This window comes from Flavobacterium sp. ASW18X (genome assembly GCF_005144745.1).
Taxonomy (GTDB): domain Bacteria; phylum Bacteroidota; class Bacteroidia; order Flavobacteriales; family Flavobacteriaceae; genus Croceivirga.
On sequence record NZ_SWKK01000033.1, the window covers coordinates 1 to 21887 of the forward strand.

At 38.3% G+C, this 21887-nt stretch carries 9 protein-coding genes; 8 read left to right on the top strand and 1 reads right to left on the bottom strand.

What is annotated here, in order from left to right:
* The 6 genes from FBT53_RS15585 to FBT53_RS15610 form a co-directional block, all read left to right on the top strand.
* Positions 1 to 1576 (top strand): gliding motility-associated C-terminal domain-containing protein (locus tag FBT53_RS15585; RefSeq protein ID WP_169630382.1); only part of this gene is annotated, 1576 nt, incomplete at its 5' end.
* Positions 1577 to 1598: 22 nt separating this feature from the next.
* Complete coding sequence (locus FBT53_RS15590) at positions 1599 to 2537, top strand: type IX secretion system membrane protein PorP/SprF (RefSeq protein ID WP_136952121.1); 939 nt, start codon at positions 1599 to 1601, stop codon at positions 2535 to 2537.
* Between the two features lie 10 nt (positions 2538 to 2547).
* Positions 2548 to 4482: an OmpA family protein gene (locus FBT53_RS15595; protein WP_136952122.1), complete on the top strand. Its 1935-nt coding sequence runs from the start codon at positions 2548 to 2550 to the stop codon at positions 4480 to 4482.
* Between the two features lie 80 nt (positions 4483 to 4562).
* On the top strand, positions 4563 to 5597 hold the full coding sequence (locus FBT53_RS15600) for a heme A synthase (RefSeq protein ID WP_136952123.1): 1035 nt from the start codon (positions 4563 to 4565) through the stop codon (positions 5595 to 5597).
* A 26-nt stretch (positions 5598 to 5623) separates the two neighbouring features.
* Positions 5624 to 6118 (top strand): plasmid pRiA4b ORF-3 family protein, encoded by a 495-nt coding sequence (locus FBT53_RS15605; RefSeq protein ID WP_136952124.1) that lies wholly within the window; start codon positions 5624 to 5626, stop codon positions 6116 to 6118.
* A 57-nt stretch (positions 6119 to 6175) separates the two neighbouring features.
* Complete coding sequence (locus FBT53_RS15610; protein WP_136952125.1) at positions 6176 to 7234, top strand: nucleoid-associated protein; 1059 nt, start codon at positions 6176 to 6178, stop codon at positions 7232 to 7234.
* 10 nt (positions 7235 to 7244) lie between these two features.
* On the opposite strand, the gene FBT53_RS15615 is transcribed toward FBT53_RS15610, so the two are convergent.
* The gene (locus FBT53_RS15615) at positions 7245 to 8321 is read right to left on the bottom strand and encodes a hypothetical protein (protein WP_136952126.1); all 1077 of its coding nucleotides are present in this window, start codon (positions 8319 to 8321) and stop codon (positions 7245 to 7247) included.
* Between the two features lie 166 nt (positions 8322 to 8487).
* Here FBT53_RS15615 and FBT53_RS15620 point away from each other — a divergent pair, with 166 nt between their 5' ends.
* A complete protein-coding gene (locus FBT53_RS15620; protein ID WP_136952127.1) occupies positions 8488 to 21297 on the top strand; it encodes a T9SS type B sorting domain-containing protein in 12810 nt (4269 codons plus the stop codon).
* 185 nt (positions 21298 to 21482) lie between these two features.
* A complete protein-coding gene (locus tag FBT53_RS15625; protein WP_205729051.1) occupies positions 21483 to 21836 on the top strand; it encodes a hypothetical protein in 354 nt (117 codons plus the stop codon).
* Positions 21837 to 21887 lie beyond the last annotated feature (51 nt).

Here is a 21887-nt window from a genome sequence, read left to right on the forward strand (position 1 = left end):
AGATGCGGATATTTCTGGATTAAACAATGGAACTATCACCGTAACGGCGGATGTTACGGATGTAGCGGGTAACCCAGCTACCGATAACGACCCTATTACACTGGATAATACCGTACCAACTATCGATATTACAACTCCTATTGAAGGAGATAACATTGTAAATGCTGCCGAAGATGGTGACGTTACCATCTCAGGGACTACTACGGATGTGGAAGATGGACAAGTAGTAACGGTTACTTTTGATGATGGGGTGAATCCTCCAGTGACCACTACCGCTACTGTTTCGGGTAACGCGTGGACGGCTACCGATGCCGATATCTCTGGATTGAATAACGGTACCATCACCGTAACTGCGGATGTTACTGATGTAGCGGGTAATCCGGCTACCGATAACGAACCTATCAACCTAAATAATTCTATACCTATTGTGGATAGCTTTAGTACTATCGATACTACCCCTATCCTAACAGGAACTGATGGTCCAAATGAGACCTTAACAGTGGGCTTAGATACTGATGGTGATGGAATTACAGATGTAACCTATTCTGTAACTACTGATGCTACAGGAAATTGGAGTATAGATACAGAAACCGCAATGCCAATCAATGGTAGTTTCCCTACTCTTTTTGATGAAGATATCATAGCGATTACAGCTACGGATGCTGCTGGTAATGTAGGTACTGGAGAAGTTATTATTTCTGTGGATTCGGATGGCGATGGTCTTAACGACAACGAAGAAACATTATTAGGTACTGACCCTAATAATCCAGATTCGGATGGTGATGGTATAAGTGACGGGCAAGAAGTAGCAGATGAAACAAATCCTTTAGAGGATTGCGATTCTAATGGCGGTACTGCTCTAGGAGCGAGTGATTGTGATGAAGATGGGCTAACTAATGATGAAGAGGCAAGTTTAGGAACTGACCCTTACAATCCCGATTCTGATAATGACGGTTTATTAGATGGTGAAGAAGAATTATTAGGAACAGACCCATTAAATCCAGATTCAGATGGTGATGGTACTAACGATGGCCAAGAAGTACTAGATAATACAAATCCTTTAGATGATTGTGATTCAGTTAACGGAACTGCTTTAGGCAGCAGCGATTGTGATGAAGACGGTCTAACCAATGACCAAGAAGATGCCCTTGGTACTGACCCTGTATTATCAGATTCTGATGGAGATGGAATTGCAGACGGACAAGAAGTTACTGATGGCACTGACCCATTAGATGCATGTAGCAATGTCGGTGGTACTATACCAGATGGTGTTGCTTGCGATATTTCTATTGCTTCAGAATTAATGAATCCGAGTTTGGGACAAGATGTATTCCAAATTGTAAACATTGAACAATTCCCAAATAATACGGTAGAAGTATTTAACAGATGGGGAGTAAAAGTATTCAGTGCCACTGGTTATAATAATGAAGATAAGGCGTTTAGAGGTATTTCTGAGGGCAGGGTAACCATACAACAGAATGAAGAGTTACCTGCTGGTGTTTACTTCTACATTATAAATTATGAAAACGACGGTAATGCCAAGAAAAAATCTGGCTACTTATACATCAATAGATAAAATTCCCCATAAAATTAAAGACATGAAAACTATATATTCTCTACTATGTATTGCCTTGTTTAGCTTGCAAGGTATTTTTGCCCAGCAAGATGCGCAGTATACCCAATACATGTATAACACCATTTCTATAAATCCGGCATATGCTGGTAATCGTGGTGTGTTTAGTGTTGCGGCATTGCATAGGTCTCAGTGGGTAGGCTTAGACGGAGCTCCTACCACACAAACACTAAATTTGCATAGTCCTGTTAGTGAACGTGTAGGCTTAGGTTTATCCGTAATAAATGATGAAATAGGAAATGGAACCAATCAAGACACCTATTTTGATGCTTCATTCTCCTATAGTATTCCTGTCTCTTACCAAGGAAAACTTTCCTTTGGTCTAAAAGCTGGCGGTCATATTTTAAATATTGATTTTAACAAATTAAGAATTTATGACTCCAGCACAGACCCTGGCAATCAAGCAAATATTGATAATAAGTTTTCTCCTAATTTTGGTGCAGGAGTATTTTATCACACAGATCGTTTTTATACGGGACTTTCTGTACCCAACTTTTTGCAAACCGAGCATTTTGATAACGAAGCGGAAAGCACATCTTATGTTGCTAAAGAGCGAATGAATTTATACTTTATTACTGGGTATGTTTTTGATTTGGGCTATTTTACCAAATTTAAACCTGCGTTACTTTTAAAAGCTGTAAGTGGAGCTCCCTTACAAGCAGATATTTCTGCCAATTTTCTATTTAATGAAAAATTCTACGCTGGTGCTGCTTACAGATGGGATGCCGCAGTAAGTGCATTAGCTGGATTTCAATTAAGTGACCAACTAATGTTAGGCCTTGCCTACGATAGGGAAACAACAGAATTAGGGAATCAAAGTTTTAATGATGGTTCTTTTGAACTATTTTTAAGGTACGAATTTCGGAAGGTAGATAAGAAAGTACTGTCTCCTAGATTTTTTTAAACACAGAACCATGACATTTTTAAGAAACAACCTAATACTGTTATATACTTGTATTAGTTTAGTTTGTGCAGCGCAAACATCCACCTTAAAAAAAATAGATAAGAAATATGACAATTATGCATATAGTGATGCTATAGTAGGTTATGAAACGCTAATAAAAAAAGGATACAGTACCACAGAAGTATTAAAACGACTTGGTAACTCTAATTATTTAGTAGCTAATTATAAAGAAGCTGCAAAGTGGTATGAAAAACTAGTAACTTCTGATGATTTTGATAGTGACCCAGAATTTATCTACAGATATGCAACAACCTTACGTTCTTTGGAAAATTATAAGGAATCTGATGAATGGATGCAAAAATTTCAAGCACTCAATACAGATGACCAAAGAGCTATAAATTTTAATAAAAATCGAGATTATTTAGAAGATATTAAATCAAGAGCTGGTACTTTTAGCGTTAATTCTCTAAGCATCAATACCACAGAGTCTGATTTTTCGCCTGCTTTTATTCCAGAAGGTGTTTTATTTGCTTCTGCTAGAGATACCGGCATGTTTTCTAAAAACATTCACTCATGGAATACCAAAACATTTTTAGATTTATTTAAATCTAAAGTTACCGCTAGTGGGGATTTGGCAGAGCCCTTAAAAATGGACAAGTCTATTAACAAGAAAACTCATGAATCCTCTCCTGCCCTATCACCAGATGGTACAACCTTATATTTTACCAGAAACAACAGTACCAATGGTAATTTTTCTAGAGATAGTGAAGGCGTTAGCAGACTTAAAATTTTTAAAGCGAGTTTAATAAATGGCGAATGGAAAAAAGTACAAGAACTGCCATTTAACGGTAAAGAATATTCTGTAGCACATCCAACGGTGAGCGCTGATGGTAAATGGTTGTATTTTGCTTCTGACATGCCAGGAACTTTAGGTGCGTCAGACATCTTTAAAGTAGCAATTAAAGAGGATGGTAGCTATGGGGAACCCATAAATTTAGGAAACAAGATTAATACGGAAGGTACTGAGAGCTTCCCCTTCATCACAAAAGAAGAGGTATTATTTTTTGCTTCTAATGGTCATCCAGGCTTAGGTGGTCTAGATATGTTTGCTACCAAACTAGACCAAGAAGAACCTTTACCTGTAATTAATTTAGGAACTCCTGTAAATAGCATTGAGGACGATTTTTCGCTGATTTTAAATTCTGAGAGTAAACAAGGATACTTTGCCTCTAACCGCGAGGGAGGACAAGGTAGTGATGACATTTACGGCATAAAACAATTGAAACCCTTACGTTTTGAGTGCTTTAAAGATTTAGAGATTATTGTTCTAGAAAAAGGTAGTAACAATCCGTTAGCTATGGCTAATGTAGATGTATCAGGAGACACACCCACTACTAAAACCGCTACTAACAAAGATGGTAATGCGGTAGTAGCTTTGGACTGTTACACCACTAACGCTATAATTATAGCAAGCAAAGAAGGATATAAGCGCAGTGATATGAAAATCACCGAGATGAAAGAGCAACGACAAATTACCTTATATCTTGAGCCTTTAGTTACATTACCTGCTTTGGGAGAAGATTTAATCGCCTATTTAAAATTAGAACCAATTTTGTTTGATTTGGATAAGTATAATCTAACCCCTACCGCTAAAAATACATTAGACCAAGCCCTTGCATTTTTAAAGGCCTACCCTAAAGTACAAATAGAAGTGAGAGCACACACGGATGCATTAGCAAGCGATGCTTATAATGACAAATTATCTTCTAGAAGAGCTACAACAACAAAAGCATATTTAGTTGCAAATGGTATTGATGCCAGTAGAATTGATGAAAAATCTTTTGGTGAAAATGAACTATTGAACGATTGTAAAGTCTGGAATAACTGTACACCAGAACAAAACCACATTAACCGTAGGGCAGAACTTATTGTTATAAAAAAATAGGGTTTAACAAAACCTAATTACACTGGTATAGAAGGACTTTTTCATAGAAAGAATGCGTAATTTTGCACTCAAATTTTGCTATGGAAAAGTCCTTTTTAAAATTGGCAAAAATTACCCTTGTTTTAGTCTACTTGGTAATTGTTGCCGGAGCTGTTGTACGTATGACAGGTAGTGGCATGGGATGCCCAGATTGGCCTAAATGCTTCGGGTATTACATACCCCCGACGGATGAAACCGTATTGGAATGGCAAGCCAACAGAGATTTTGAAAAAGGTCAGGTAATTATACAAAATAAAGCACTTTGGGTAGCTACCGCTAATTTTACTACTTCTAATACTTACAATCCTAAAAACTGGGAAGCCTATACCAAACATGATTATGCAGAGTTTAACGTTTGGCATACTTGGATAGAATATATTAATCGGCTTTTTGGAGCTCTAGCGGGGTTTGCAACCTTGGCCTTAGCTATATTCTCTTTTTGGTTTTGGAAAAAAAGTAAAAAAATTCCTCTTTTAGCTTGGCTAGTTGTATTTGGCATGGGTTTCCAAGCATGGTTAGGGGCAACAGTGGTGTATTCCGTTTTAGCTCCTGTTAGGATAACGTTACACATGTTCATGGCTTTGGCTATTGTAGCCATGCTTCTTTTTTTAATATACAATGCGCAACAAAGTAAAAAACCATTTAAAGGACCAGCTTTAATTAGAAGTGTGGTACTTTTCAGTATTATACTAAGTCTAATACAAATAATACTAGGTACCCAAGTTAGGCAAGCCGTAGACCACCAAGTAGACGTTGTAGGATATTTGGCCAAGAATCTATGGTTAGAGAACCCGGATATTACATTTTATGTACACCGTTCACTATCCATCCTAGTACTACTTACCAATGGCTTTTTATTTTGGAAAATCCGAAAAAACGATTGGAAACTCCCCGAAATAAATTGGGTAATGCTTTTTATTTTAATAGAAGTTTTAACAGGCATGGCTATGTTTTATTTAGACTTTCCTTTTGGCAGTCAACCTTTACATTTAGTTATAGCCTCCATACTATTTGGAATACAATTTTACCTGTTTTTAAAGGTATTCCATAAAACTAAGAACAACATTAATTTGTAACTTTGCCCACTTGAAAATTTCTAAGGATGATATATAAAATCAGGATTATTCTTGATGCGGAGGAAGATATTTTTCGCGATTTAGAGATAGAAGATAGCAGTACAATGGAAGAATTCCATAATGCTATAACACAAGCCTTTGGCTTTTTAGGAGACCAAATGGCATCTTTCTACACCTGCGATGAGGAATGGAATCAAGATGAAGAAATTGCCTTGTTTGATATGAGTGAGACTGGCTCTGATGTGCGTTTAATGAACGAAACAAGCTTAGATGATGTCTTAACAGAAGATACGCCTAAGCTTATTTATGTGTATGATTTTTTAAGCATGTGGACCTTTTTTATAGAACTCGCAGATATTGTAGCAAAGGAGGATGGTAGAACTTATCCTAACGTACTTTTTAGTTTTGGAGAATTACCAGATTCCCCACCAGAAAAGAACTTTGAAGCAGAGAAATCTGTAGATTTCGATGACAGCTTTGGCAGTTATGATGATTTAGATTTTGATGAAAACTGGAACTAATATTTACTGCCTTCATCACTTAAAAAATTTACTTAACCATTAACTATACATATAGCTATGATAAACTTATATTCGGCACAAATAGAGAACATTTCTTTACATCGTGTTGGTAATAAGAGTAGAAATGAATCCATATTTTTATCAGAAAAGGCACACGCCCTTAACGATGAAATCTCTGCTATTTTAAAAGAGTATTTTTTTAAACCTTTCCGGGAGAAAGAAGAAAATTATTTCAGATTTTCTCATGAGATAGATGTAGAATTTAATGAGATTTACAAGGCAGCAGCGGGTATTTTTCAAGAACCTAGCAGAACGCATCAACTGTCTAAAAATATTACTACGCATTTATTTGACCAATCTAACCATCCCCATATTAAAAATGGAGAGGTGTACATTGCCTACTTTTCTGATATGGTCTTAGACAACCAAAAAGTAGATGCATTAGGTATTTTTAAAAGTGAATTAAAACATGATTTTCTAGAATTTGAAGAGAATCAGCAAAATTTAGATATCGTAATTAGACAAGGGATTAACGTTAATAAACTAGATAAAGGTTGCCTCATTTTTAATACCGAAAAAGAAGAAGGTTATAAGGTACTATCCGTAGATAGTAATAGGTATGATGCTAAGTATTGGATTGAAAACTTTTTAGGTCTTACCCCTTTAACGGATGAAAATTTCTATACTAAAAACTACCTAAAATTTTGTCAGAATTTTGCTAAAGATGTAGTACTCCCTGCAGAAGATAAGCAGCAAGAGGTTTTGTTCATGAACCGAGCGGTGAACCACTTTGCCAAGAATGATAATTTTGAAGAAACTAGTTTTTTAAATGAGGTAATAGATAATCCAGAACTTATACCGGAGTTTAAACACTATAAAGTAGAAAAAGGACCAAAATATAGCATTGAAGACGTTTCTAACTTTGATATTGCTAATAAAGCAGTAAGCGATGTACGCAAAAAAATTAAAAACGTTATACAGTTAGATACCAACATCCAAATTAAAATGGATTTTATAAATCCAGAATCTGCAGAGAAATTTGTAGAAAAAGGTTGGGATGAAGAAAGACAGATGTACTACTATTTAGTGTATTTTAATAAAGAGCAAAAATCCTAAAGAAAAGCGCTTAAAAGCGCTTTTCCATGATTTGTTTCATACTCATATCCTCGTAATTTCGCTTCACAAAATCTAGCGCTGTTGCGAGGATTTTTCCCATAGTATCCGCTTTTTTAAACTCCATGTCATGGGTAAATTCAAACAATTCTCCTTTTAGGCGTTCTATATTTTCTGGTAAGCTTATAGAATCTGTTTTAGCAATATTTATAAGGCGTTTTATCCGATTTCCACTACTTAAAATTCGCTTAGCAACTATAGAGCGTTCTTCTATTTTATACTGCTCAACAGAATTTTTCTGTAATTTTTGAGACACTAGATTCACCATGGCATTATTTTCTTTAAAAAACTGAGGCAGGTAGACCTTAAATTTCCCTTCAAAACACTGCTGGTCAAAGTCAATAGCGCGGATACGGTATACCACATGGTCAAAATCATGTACAGGGACAATGACGTAATTATACGCCCTCATATCGCCTAAAAGACGAATCATACATCGCTCATTAAACTTTACAAATTCCTTCGCCAATTGTGCTTGCTGTGACGCTGTGCATTTAGGTAGCATTTCATTTATAAATTCATCCCCAGGAATACCTGCAATATGCTCTTCTATCAAGGTATCTTTATACACCAAAAAGTTTAGATTATAAGGAGATAACATATGCTCTAATTCTAAACCATAAACCCTAGAAGCATCTGTTTTTTTAACGTAAAAATGTGTGTAATTGTCATTCAAAATGTTTCGTACTTTAATTCTAAATGGCTTAGAATTACCAAAAGTACAGTAGTCAATGGCATCTATATTTAGGTATTCTAAAATGCGTTCGCTACCATCAGAATGTAAGATAGAATAGACCTTTTTTAAGCTAGAATCTATTTCCTCTCGCTCAAATTCAGAATAGTAAACACGTACCCAAAGGGTATCATTACCTTCACTATCCTCTACGGCTATAGAACCAGAAAAACGCAATAAATCCTCATAAAAAATAGGGATTTCAATCTTTCTACTATACTTGCCTAAATACGCATCTAGCTTGCTATTTATAGGGAAAGCCGGCTTCTTTTTAGACATCAGTTTTTCCTCAATCATTTCTTACATTTTGTCTAAAGGTACAAAAGAGCGCTGTTTTGTTTAAAAATGGAACACCACAAAACAAGTGTCTTTTAACAACATTTATTACAGCTATACAACATAGATCTGCCTAACTCTTAAAAGTTAGGTTTTTTCGTAGTGTTATAACAAACTACCAAACCCCATGACATTTAACACTACTTGGAGAAAACACTTTTTAACCTTAGTTGTTTTACTTTTAGGCTATTTTGGTTCTGCTCAATTAAGCGACCTACACTATCTTCCGCCATTAAAACAAGGGCGCAACAATGAAGGGATTCGTGATCAGGCCATTTATTTATCTACGCCAGAACCAACCACGTTTACGGTAAATGCATATCGCGGTACTAACCCTACGCCAATTGCAAGTTTTAATATTTCTAATACTACCCCGGCAGAATGGGTGCTAGCAGATGGTGATAATAATATTACACTTGTTACAAATGATAATACCGGTGTAGTTTTAAATAATAGCGGTTTACGTTTTGAATCACCCAGCGGCAACCGGTTTTATGTAAATTACCGTGGTAACTCTGCAGCGCAAGCAGCTTCCTTGACCGCCAAAGGTAGGCAAGCACTAGGTACCAGTTTTAAATGGGGAGGGGTTCCCAATTTAGGTGCAGAAAGGTCTAAGTCTAACACCCTTGGTATCATGGCTACGGAAGATAATACTACCGTGACCTTGTTTGGGTATGACCCTGGTTGTGAATTTAGAGTGGGAAATGATAGAGCGGGAATAACGGCAGATTCTTATACAGTAACATTAAATGCCAATGAATCTTTTGTTTTTGAAACCTATATTGGTACATCGCCAACACCAGCTCATGAATCTGGCTGGATAGGAGCCTCCATAGAATCTGATAAAGACATTGTAATTAGTAACGGTTCTATCAACTTTGGTAGACAAGCAGGAGCTGCTAACAGAGATGCTGGTATTGACCAGCCTGTGCCTGTTAACAGATTAGGAAAAGATTATGTGTTTATAAGAGGAAACGGTAATACCAATGGTTCTACGGAGTTTCCGCTAATAATAGCAACATCAGACAATACAAGTATTTTCGTAAACGGAGGAACAACCCCAATTGCCACTATAGATGAAGGAGAATTTTTTGAAGTGCCTAGTACTTACTTTTCTTCCAATACAGTGGGAGCAAACATGTTTGTACAAACCTCTAAAGATGCCTATGCATACCAATGTATGGCAGGTGCATCTCAAGTTTATACCCAGGGTTTAAACTTTGTTGCACCTGTAAATTGTTTACTGCCCGATGTTATGGATAATATTCCAGACATCAGGAATATGGCTGGTACAGATGTAACTGGTGGTATGACCATTATTGCAGCGGTTAATACGCCTGATGCCAATATAGTGGTTACAGACAGCAATGGCCCTGTAACACTACCTGCCTCAAGACCTGTGGCCGGCTCTAGCAATTGGAAAACATTTTACGTACCCAACCTTAACGGTAATGTTAGTGTACAATCTACAGGCCCTATGGCTGTTGGCTTTTTCGGATTCAACGGTGCTCGTGGTGTTGCAGGTTATTTCTCTGGATTTGATACAGTACCAGAAGTAATTCTAGAAATACGAGGTGGTTCTGGATGCTTTGTAGGTTCAGAAATTTTTGAAGCTACGGGTAATTTTGATGCCTACCAATGGTTTAAAGACGGAGTGTTAATACCAGGAGCTAACTCAGTAAATTATGCCCCTGCAGGAGCAGGTGAATTCTTTGTAAGAGGAACCAAAGGCCCCTGTACTTATGATAGTAATGTTATACAAGCTTTATATTGCGACCCTGATATTGTATTAGAAAAAACGGTAGATAACGCAGAAATTGTAGAGGGAGACACGGCCACTTTTACTATAAAAGTCACCAACAATGGGGTTGGTCCCGTGACCAATCTACAAATCACAGATAATATACCTGCCGGACTTACTTTAGTCAATGCACAGACCATTACAGGTAGTTTTAGTGGAAATACTTGGAATATTGGTACTTTAGATGGTGGTGATAGAGCATTTTTACGTTTAGAAGTAAGAGGTGATGAAATTGATATCCTTCCCTTATTAAACCTTACTAATACGGTTACCAACACCCAAGACCAAACCGATACAAACGCTACACCAGATAGCCCATCTGCTCGTATTATAGTACACAATGATTATGATAATGACGGTGTTATAGATTCTGTAGATTTAGATGATGATAATGATGGTATTTACGATACTGTAGAACAGCTTTGTTCCATTTCTAATGCCGTTACATTTACCAATCCTGCCGCCACCATACAGGGCGGTACTCCAGTAACGGAAATATTTACCAACTTTAACGATTTTTGGAGAAGCGCTGCTACCAATCTAAACAGCACTAGACCTAACCTTTCTCATGAATTGTTAGCGTTTACCTCTGGCGGCACAACATTTGCCACTGGGGTCATAGATGATGATGTTTTTGATGCTAACAACAATGGCTTAATGGATGGCTTAGATACTAATAATGATGGTACATCTGATATTAGTATCTCTGAATCTAATTGGTTAGCCCTTACCCCTTCTGATAACATTTATAATGAAATGACTTTGGAGGGAAGCCTAAATGATGGTGATGCAACTAATGCCACGGGATTAACTGTAGTTAGCAATCCTGCTACAGACCCTTTAAATGCTTTATTAACCAATGGCTTAAATGGTCTTGATTTAGGTACTGGTATTGCCAATATTGGTGATGATTGGATGTATGAAATTGACCCGATTGTAGCTACTACAGTAGGCGATGGTATCCCAGATATTTTATTAACGCAAATAGCACAACCTGGTGGCGCTGGCCATATTATTAGTTTGTATGATGCAAACGGTGCTCCCCTTGGGAATGCCGTTCAAATCCAAGCTTCCGGTAGTGGTGCTCTTTCTACTGTTGTAGGGTCTTACAATTTAGATGTGTATAATGCAAATGGGAGCGTATTTGCCGCAAATACCTTTAGAGATTATCGTTTGGCAACTATAGAACTATCAGAGTTTGGAATTCCAGCTACTAATATTGGTGATGTCGCGTTTTTACGATTAGAATTATCGTCTAGTGCTGACGTGGCTTTCTTGGCATATAATACGGACTCCTTTTCTGGTTTTTGTGCCAACTTAGATACCGATAATGACGGTATACCAGACCATTTAGACTTAGATAGTGATGGTGATGGTTGTAGTGATGCCAACGAATATTATAAAGATGATAATGCAGATGGTGGCGACGGTATGGAATACGATACTGGCGTACCCGTGGTTGACCCCACAGATGGTACGGTAAATGCAGCGTCTTATACAGAAGTTTTGGCTCCTATTATTGTTTTAGGTAACACTTCCATGCTTCAAGACCAAGTAACAGATATTAATGGACAAGATATTAGTCTGGGCGCTACATTTGATTATGTGTTAACATTCCAAAATACAGGAGATGATGATGCTACAAATTTCACAATTAGAGATGTATTACCTGCTAACGTTTCTTTAATTAATGTTGACTATACAGATGCCTTAGGTGCCTCTCACTCATACGACATTAATAGCAATACGTTAAACTTTACTATTCCAGATAATCTGGTAGAAATAGGTGACCCAGAGTATACTATTAGAATTACGGTAGAGGTTTCTGGAGAATGTTCAGAATTTGTTGCCGCATGTTCTGGCACCTTAATAAATCAGGCATTTGCTACCTATACTGGTATTGCCAATACAAACACTTTTTCTGATGAAGACGGGTCTAACCCTGCTGGCGCTTGTGCCACTACTTTAGCCACAGCAACCAATAACATTTTAGGTGGATTATCAGATTGTAATATTGCCAGAACGGTGCAATTATGTGGGGACGATGTATTGCTTTCTGCTGGTACTGGTTTTGATACCTATACTTGGTACTTAGATACCAACGGTAATAATACTATAGATTCTGGTGATACCGTTGTAACGGACAGTGACGCTGACAGCGACCCAAGTACACTTTTAGTAACTAACATTGGTTATTATATGGTGCAAAAATCTTCTGGTAGCGGATGCCCAGATATGATTGAAAGAATCAATTTAGAACGCTTTGGGACAACACAAACCAATCCTATAATTGACTTCTTTAACCAAGTAAATAGCGATAGTAATCCTGATAACGATATACAAGGGCAAATAGTTACCTGTGGTAACGATGGTAGTGAACTGCCTCAAATATTCTTGTGCGGTACCAATGATGATGTTACTTTACAATTAGGGATTACAGATGCTGATTCTATTACTTGGGAGCGTTGGGATGAAAATCTTAGTGCCAATTGCCAAGATGCGGGTGATGAATGTGGTAACCGACAAGATGGTTGTGGGTACACAACAGTAGGTAGTACGGACAATTACACAGTAGATAACGAAGGAAAATACCGAGTTGTTATTCGCTATCAAAATGGATGCTTTAGCCGTTTTTACTTTAACGTATTCCAAAACAACCTCAACTTTGGCGTAGACCAAAATGATATTATCTGTAATACAGATGGCAACATTAGAATTACTGGTGTTGGTGCTGGTTACGGTTACCAATTAGTTAATGTGAATACCAACAGTGTAGCAATTGGTTTTGATGCTGGTCAAGGACCTAACTTTGACATAGATACTGCAGGCACTTATAAAGTACAGATTACACAATTAAATCCTTCTACAGGGGCACCCGTTGCTAATGGTTGTGTTTTTGAGACCGATGAAATTGGGATTGCAAGAAGAGATTTCACTGTTAATGTAAGCAGTACACCAGCCGATTGTGATACGCAAGGAACTATTAGTATTGAAGCATTAAATGTAATTCCAAACTATAGCTATCAGTTATTTATAGATGATGGCAGTAATAGTGGTAATGGTTCTTTTGTTCGTTCAGAATTAGCTACAACAGATAACACACATACCTTTAATGGCGTTGCGCCTGGTGACTATTTAGTAGTTACTACTACAGAGAATGGTTGTAGAGAATCTTCTGCCATCACTGTAGATGAAATTCCGGCATTAACTCTAACTGCCAATGTAGAGGCTAACATAACATGTGCTCCTGGAGTTATCAATTTAACCGTTACAGGTGGCACTACTGGTCATGAATATGTAATATGGAGTAAGGATGGAGTGCCTTACTATACAGACGAAGCAAGCATTCCTGATGCTGATTTTGACTCCAATCCTAACTTCTCTTTTGGTTATACAGGCAATCCTAGCACCTATGTGGCAGGGCAAGATGGGGAATATGTATTTTTAGTTAAGGATGATAATGGTTGTTACCAACGTTCAGCTCCTGTAACCATGCAAGACTTAGGAGCTGTAGAAGCTACACTTAGCCATACCGATATTACATGTGCAGATAGTGAAACCTCTACCCTAACAATTGTTGCTAGTGGCGGAAACGCTCCATATCAATATAGTATTGATGGCACCAACTATCAAACAGAGAATTTCTTTAACAATTTAGGTGCAGGCATTTACACCATAACAGTAAGGGATGCTACAGGCAGTGCAGATGAAGAGCGTTGTGTATTTACCGTAGATTACGAGATTGAACAACCTTTTCCTTTAAATGCATCGGCTACTATAATAGAAGATGCCTCTTGTGATGCCTCTGGAGAAGCCTTGGTTAAAATATTAAATCCATCTGGTGGCCAGGCTCCTTATCAATATAGTTTTGATGGGGGAACATCGTTCAGCGCTGTATCGGAACAACGCTTAAGCCCGGGTACTTACAATTTGGTATTACAAGACAATCTAAACTGTACTTTCCCTATGGAAATTACAGTACCAAACCCTACACCTACACCTAATCTTACGCCAAATATTACCTATGAGTGCGATGGTGATGGTGTGGTAACCATAAATACAGATAATACTACAGACTTTAGGTATACCTACGCTATAGATGGCACCCTTAATACACCTGCTGACCAAAATTTCTTTGAAAATGTAGCTGCAGGGCAACATACCATACAAGTAAATTACGCGAGTAACCTTGCGCCTAACCAAAGTACTTTGTTCTTGGAAACCTTTGGCGCAGGACCTAATTTACAAGTTGCGGAAGCTGGCCCAGAATATTGTTATGAACCTCAAAATGGTTCAGAAACCAATTGTAATAGAGGTCCTGCTGGTATTTTAGTAAATGGAGAATACACGGTTACCAATTTTGTTACCAATCCTGTACCATTCTTACTAAGCCCGCAAGACCATACAGGACTTACAGAAGGCCGTTTCTTTGCTATTGATGTAAGTACATTCTCAGACACGGGCAGCCCATCTTTAAATAATATTCTTTGGGCAAAAAGAGATGTGGAAGTTTTACCAAATAGAGACATCACCTTAAGCTTCTTTGCTTATAATCTAATGAGTACCGGTAATGCAGGTAATAATCCAGAGGTCTTGGTAGAAATTTTAGACAATTCTGGTACGGTTATCTTTAGCACTGCCACTGGTGAAATTCCTAAAAACACCAACAACACCGATTGGCATGAGCGTACGCTTACCTTTAATCCAGGTGCAAATACAGAAATAGATGTTGTTTTTAGAAATAACGTAAATAGCAATGATGGTAACGATTTAATTTTAGATGACATACAAGCCATACAGACTCCAGAGGTTTGTGAAAATACTGCTGAAATTATTGTCAATGTAGAAAGCAATCGTGCTTTTGATGTAGCGATTTTAGGAAGTACTGACCCGAGTTGTAATGGAGCAACAGATGGTAATATTCGTTTTCAAGTAACTAATTTTGATGCTGCTGGTTATGAATATTCTACCGATAGTGGCACGTCTTGGACAGCTACCACAGATGCCGTGGTTACTACCCCAAATGTACTAGGAGACGGCACTTATACTATCACTGTTAGAAAGGTAAATGACAATACTTGTATAGTAACCTCTGCAACTACTGCTACCCTAACGGAGCCAACTGCTATTCTTCCAGATTTGCAGCAAACTGCTGACTTCACTTGTCAAAACACGGGAGCCACTTTAGAGGCTTCTGCCACCGGAGGTACTGCTGGGTATACGTATCAGTTAGAAAGAACAGACAGTTCTATTGAAAGAACCTTTTCTAATACTAATGTATTTGTAAATGTACCTGCTGGTGATTATGTAGTCCGCGTTCGTGATGCTAGAAATTGTGAAGTAGCAACAACAATTCCAGTTTCGGTTGTAGCGCCTACACAACCTACGGTTAGCTTATCTGGCACAACGTGTTATTCTGGATTAAATGACGGATTTATAACAGCAACAGCTGCCAACAATAGTGGTAATGTTACTTTCCGTATAGATGGAGGGCCTTGGCAAACGCCTATCCCTACTAATGGTTTAACGTATACTTTTGTAGATTTAGGTGAAGGTACGCATCAAGTAGAAGTACAAGATGCCTTTGGCTGTATTTCCACAGCAGAATCGTACACCATACATCCTGCTTTAAACCTATCGGCTACAATTACCGATGCAAGTACTTGTGGTGATGGAGAAATCAGCGCCACAGCTACAGGAGGTAATGGAACTTTAGTATATGCTTTTGTACCGCAGGGTACTACGGTAACCAATGGTGACTTTTCGCCAACAATTACAGATTTTTCCGTGGCATTAGCAGATGTTGGTCAGTATGATGTTTACGTTCGTGATAACTTTGGCAATCCAGGCTATTGCCAAACCATGATTACAGAAGAAGTAGAGGCATTACCTGGTTTAGCTTATAATAGTACAGCAACTGATGCTGCTTGTTTTGGTGGCGAAGGAAGTATCCAAGTTAACATCACTAGTGGTGTAGCTCCATTTACTTATGAATTGGTAGATGTGGATAACGGTGTGGAAAGTCAGACCCAATCTGGAGTGGCGAGCACTACAAGAACATACTACAACTTACCTGCTGGTAATTATGATGTTATTATTACAGATGCTGCCGGTTGTACTTCTACTCCTGAAAGAGTAGTTATAGATGAACCTGCTGAGCTTACTGCTGAAATTCAAGGTGCTTACGCTGGTGACTGTAGTGGAACACCAGCAGATTTTGGATTTGACTTTATCAATGTAACCACCGGATTAACAGGTACAATTGAATATAGTTCGGATGGCGGTACAACATGGCAGCCGAATCCGGATTTCAGAGGATATACCTCTGGAGATGAAGTTGACCCTTCCATTAAAATAACAAACGGCACCAACGTTTGTCAGACAGATTTTCCAAAATATATTATTCCTTATCCTTTGGATGATTTAGATATTACTACATCTTCTGTAATTGAAAATTGTAATGAACTTAGAGTTACCGTTCAAGGTACGGAAGGTATTCCTGGTTATGAATATACCTTTTCTAGTGACCCTGCAAATTTTGATGCTAGCACAGCTACTTGGCAAGTTGGCACCTCGTTCGACATTGGTGGCAATCCAACCCCTGCGGGTCATGGTGCGTTTGAGTTTACTGGTTTAATACCAGGACGCACGTACGTTTTTTACGTTAGGGATAGTAATACGCCCACCAGTTGCGTTAGACAAAGTACTGTAAACGTGAATGAAATTGCTAGCGGGCTTCCCATGACCATTACACCAGATGTAAGACCGGCATGTGACGGCATGAGTAATGGTGAAATTACCTTTACAATAGTTGACGAAGACGGCTTCACAGAGCCACAAATGAGATGGACCCTTTACGATTTAACAGGGACGGACATTAGAAATAGTAGCGGAGATATTGCTTATAATAATACTGTGGTAGTTAACAGTTTACCAGAAGGTGAATACTTCTTGGAGGTTGTTCAGGTTAATGGAGGTACCCCTCAATGTATAAGTGCTTCTGAAAATATTGACTTGAGAATGTTAGCACCTATAACAGGAACACCAGCCTCTTTAAGAGACATCAGCTGTGAAAACCCTGGTCTAATTACCATTCCAGATATTACTGGTGGTGGCGGTGAGTATTTTTACACCGTAACAGGCCCTTCACCTTTCGCAACAATTACATCAAATGATGATAATCCTATAGAAATACCTGCTAATTCCCCTTCCGGAACATATAGTGTTAGTGTAGAAGACCAATATGGTTGTAGCTATCCTTTAGGAGATGTTACTATGAATGTAATGCCTCCACCAGTTATTGCCGATATAGAAATTGCAAATTGTGATGTTAATGCAACTATAACTATAAATGTTGCTTCGTCTATTGGCACCGTACTTTACTCTATTGATAATGGCGCTACATTTGAAACTACCAATGTATTTAACAATGTTACTGCTGGTGATTATGATGTAGTCATAAAAGACCAAACAGGTTGTATAGATACTGAAAACATAACAGTACACCCAACCCTACAGGCTTCTGCCACTTTAGCGCAACAATTAGGTTGTGATCCTGGAAACGAAGCTGAAATAAGGATAGAAGCTACTACTGGTTCTGGTAATTACGAATTTGAAGTTAGAGATAGTAGTAATGCTGTTGTAATCACCAAACAGACACTAGCAACAAACCCTCAAACAGTTACAGTAGGTAGCGCTGACACCTATACAGTCTTAATCTATGATGCTGATACCGATAACCCAGAGTGTGAGAGAAGTATAGAAGTTAATGTACCAGCTGCTATTCAACCAGATTTTTCTGCCAGTGCTACGGCGGTAAGTTGTAGTGGTGCGGAAGATGGCCGTATAGCGCTAAGTCAAGTTAATAATGGTAATAATCCATTGACCTATACACTGAACCCAATGCCAGCAACGGCATCTTTTGATGCCTCTGTACAATCTTTTATAAACTTATCTGGTGGAAACTATCAAGTTATTGCTACCGGACCAAACGGTTGTGCTTCTACACCTTTAGCTGTAAACGTACCAGAAAATCCGGTTATAAGTTTCACCACGCCTACCGTAGACCAGTTTGGTTGTACGGTAGATAATGACACCAATAATGCTATTATTACAGTAGATACAGCTGCAATTACTGGAGGTACTGGAAGCTATAACCGTTTTGTGTTTATTGATGACACTACAAGTGCGGTATTACAAGATAGTTCTAGCGCGTCTTATAGTTTTACGGAACTAGCTGGTGGTGATGTAGAAGTTATTGTTTACGATACTAATGGTTGTGCTTCACCTACAACACATATAGTAACGATAAGTCCGTTTGATGCGTTGGATGAAAATCCTACAATAAACGTGACTACAGCAATAAGTTGTGCAAATACAGGAGAAACAATAACTATAGCAGCAACTGGTTCACAAACTAGTTACGCTACAAACCCTGCCAATTACGAGTTCCGTCAATTGCCTAGTGGCACATATCAAGCCACGAATAGTTTTGCCAATCTAGGCGTAGGTACACATACCTTTGGGGTGCGTAATGTTACTACAGGTTGTGAAATTTTTGTAAACCACACCGTAGCAGAGCCAAATACGTTTAGTGTTGCCGTTACCAAGTTATCAGATGTGGTATGCTTTGGAGATGACGGTAGCATTACCCTAACCTTTACAGATGCTAGTTATACGGGCGATTTTTCTTGGGAAATTTTAAATGCAGATGGTACGCCAACAGCGCGTACAGATGATGCAGGCATATTTACCGGAACAGGCACTACCACAGCTATACCAGTTGCTGCCGGCAATTACATTGCTCGGGTAGCTCAAGTTGGTTTACCAACCTGTACACAAGAACGCAGTTTTAGTATTACCACGCCTTCTGCAGCATTGACTATGGCAACGGTAGATTTAACTGAGGTTGGTTGTAATGGTAATGAGGGTAGCGCTAACGTAAGACCACAAGGCGGTATGGCTCCATACACTATTACGCTGACAAATACCACCACTGGTGCGGTATCTACAGAAAATAATGTAAATAGTTTCTTGTTTCAAAACTTAGAAGCTGGTCAATATAGCATAGCTGTAACAGATGCACTAGGTTGTGTGCAAAACTTTAATAATGAGTTTACATTGGTAGTACCAGACCCAATCAATGCTTCTATAGCTAACACCTCACTTTTATGTGAGGGTGATTCAGATGCTTCTGTAACTGCCAGCGTGGCTGCAAGAAATGTTTCTGCTACTTATCGTTATAGTTTAAATACTTATGATGATGCTTCTGGAACTCGATTACTTAGAAGTTCAGTACAACAAACTGCTGATACCTTCAATGGTTTAGCTGCAGGATTTTACAGTGTAACTGTTATGGATAATATGAGCTGTACTTTTGAAACCGCAATTGTAGAAATTGTAGCTCCTATTGTCATAGAAGGTCAATTAGTTACCAACCAGATTCTTAGCTGTTCTGCTGGAGCAGAACTATTACTTACCGCATCTGGTGGTACTGGACCTTACACATGGAGTACAGATGGTATTACATTTAGTACCATGAATAACAGTAGTGGCGCTAACACACACTTATTTACCAACATGACCCCAGGCACCTATCAATATTTTGTACAGGATAGCAACAATTGTATTTCTGTAATATCTAACACGGTAAATGTAAATGCTATTACACCACTCTCTTTTAGTGAGTTTAATACCTCTGCAGCTTTTATTAGTTGTAACGGTGAAAGTACAGCTGCTATAGATGTACAAGCAACAGGTGGTATGGGCAATTATGAATATGCACTGTTTTCAGATAGTACGTTGACCAATGAGATTAGAGCTAACCAAGCTAATGGATTGTTTACGGACTTAGCCGCTGGTTCGTATTACGTACGCGTACAGAGCAATGATTGCGAATTAGTTTCTGAGGTAGTAAACATCTTAGAACCTACTGCACTCTCTATAGGGACTGAGATTACAGAAATTAGTTGTTATGGAGAAGAAGATGGTAGCATAATTGTAAACTTAGCTGGCGGTACAGCTCCATACCAGTACGCTATCTCCCCTAACCTAGACCAATTTGTAAGTGATAATGTATTTGACGATTTGGCCCCTGGTGATTATACCGTAATAGCACAAGACGCTGCAGGTTGTTTTGAAGTAATTGAATTTACCTTAGTTGAACCTACTGAGTTAGAGATGACTTTTACCGTACAAGATGAAATTTGCTTTGAGAGTAGTGACGGAGCAATAACTGTAAATGTTACGGGTGGCACGGGTGTCTATTCTACAGCCCTAAATTCTAATGCAAGTGCTGATTTTGTAGAAGGGGTTATGGAATACAACAACCTGTCTAGTGGTACTCATGTAATCTTTATTAGAGACGAAAGAGGTTGTGAAATAAGTCAGATTTTTGAAGTTGCTTCTGGTGCAAACCTAGCCGGGGAAGCAGAAGTATTCTATACTTGTGATGAAGGTATAACTCAAAACACCATTAACGTAGCTTTTGAAGATACTACGGTAGCAAGCGAAGTGTTATATGGTTTAGATACGGACGACCCGAACCAGATGGTGATGGATGGCGTATTCAACAATGTACCTGGAGGCGACCACTACATTACAGTGTTGCATAGTAACGGTTGTCCCAATACATTTGAGTTTACAGTTGACGTTTTTGAGCCTTTGAGCTTGCAATTAACAGAAGGTACCATAAACCAAATTAGTGCTGCGGCATTTGGTGGTAGTGAGGCCTACACCTTTATCTTTGAAGGTAGAGAGTATACAGATAAATCAGATTTCTACATAACCGCAACAGATACCTATGAGGTCACCGTAGTAGACCAAAATGGTTGTAGCGTTACACAAGAAATATTTATAGAGTTTATAGATGTTGAATTTCCAAGTTTCTTCACCCCTGACGGTGATGGTAGTAATGACCTTTGGAGACCTACTAACATAGAAATATACCCAGAAATCTTTATTAATATCTATGATAGATACGGTCGTTCTATTTATAGATTTAAGGATAATGAAGATGGTTGGAATGGCATTTACCAAAACACCAACCTGCCGTCTGGAGATTATTGGTATGTAGTTAAATTACACGGAGAAGCAGACCAGCGTGAGTTTGTTGGCCACTTTACATTATATAGATAAAAACTAATGAATGAGCATTTTAAAAGGGTGGTAACTATGTTATCGCCCTTTTTTTGTAACAAAAATTCTAGTGTACACCACACGATTGGGCTATTACACTACTATAATTTTAACTAACCAATTAATTATTGCTATTTAGTACTTACCATACGAACAAAAAATACTAACAAGTTCAATATATGAACATGAAACTAAAAGTTTTTATGTTTTTAATAGCCTTGAGTTGTGGCGTTTCTGCGTTTTCTCAACTTAGTGATTTGCATTACTTACCACCATTAAAACAAGGATCTAACAACCAAGCCATACAACAACAAGAGGTACATTTATCTACCCCAGAAACTACACCATTCACTGTAAATGTATATGAGGGCACTAATCCTGCTATTCTAGCTTCTTTTACCATTAGCAACACCACACCTGCGGTACACAGCCTTGGTAATGGAGATAACAATGTTACCTTAGTAGATAATGCCCACACCGGAGTTGTAATTAACGATGCCGGCAGTCTGTCCCAAAACCGCCTTCAGATTTTAATATAAAATTGGCTTATTAGTTTCAAACTACCGAAGCTTGTAAAAAGGAGGGCGAAA

Bases quoted from the DNA above. Each gene is read 5' to 3' on its own strand.
- FBT53_RS15590 (WP_136952121.1), top strand. From the start codon at position 1,599: ATGAAAACTATATATTCTCTACTATGTATTGCCTTGTTTAGCTTGCAA.
- FBT53_RS15595 (WP_136952122.1), top strand. From the start codon at position 2,548: ATGACATTTTTAAGAAACAACCTAATACTGTTATATACTTGTATTAGT.
- FBT53_RS15600 (WP_136952123.1), top strand. From the start codon at position 4,563: ATGGAAAAGTCCTTTTTAAAATTGGCAAAAATTACCCTTGTTTTAGTC.
- FBT53_RS15605 (WP_136952124.1), top strand. From the start codon at position 5,624: ATGATATATAAAATCAGGATTATTCTTGATGCGGAGGAAGATATTTTT.
- FBT53_RS15610 (WP_136952125.1), top strand. From the start codon at position 6,176: ATGATAAACTTATATTCGGCACAAATAGAGAACATTTCTTTACATCGT.
- FBT53_RS15615 (WP_136952126.1), bottom strand. From the start codon at position 8,321: ATGATTGAGGAAAAACTGATGTCTAAAAAGAAGCCGGCTTTCCCTATA.
- FBT53_RS15620 (WP_136952127.1), top strand. From the start codon at position 8,488: ATGACATTTAACACTACTTGGAGAAAACACTTTTTAACCTTAGTTGTT.
- FBT53_RS15625 (WP_205729051.1), top strand. From the start codon at position 21,483: ATGAAACTAAAAGTTTTTATGTTTTTAATAGCCTTGAGTTGTGGCGTT.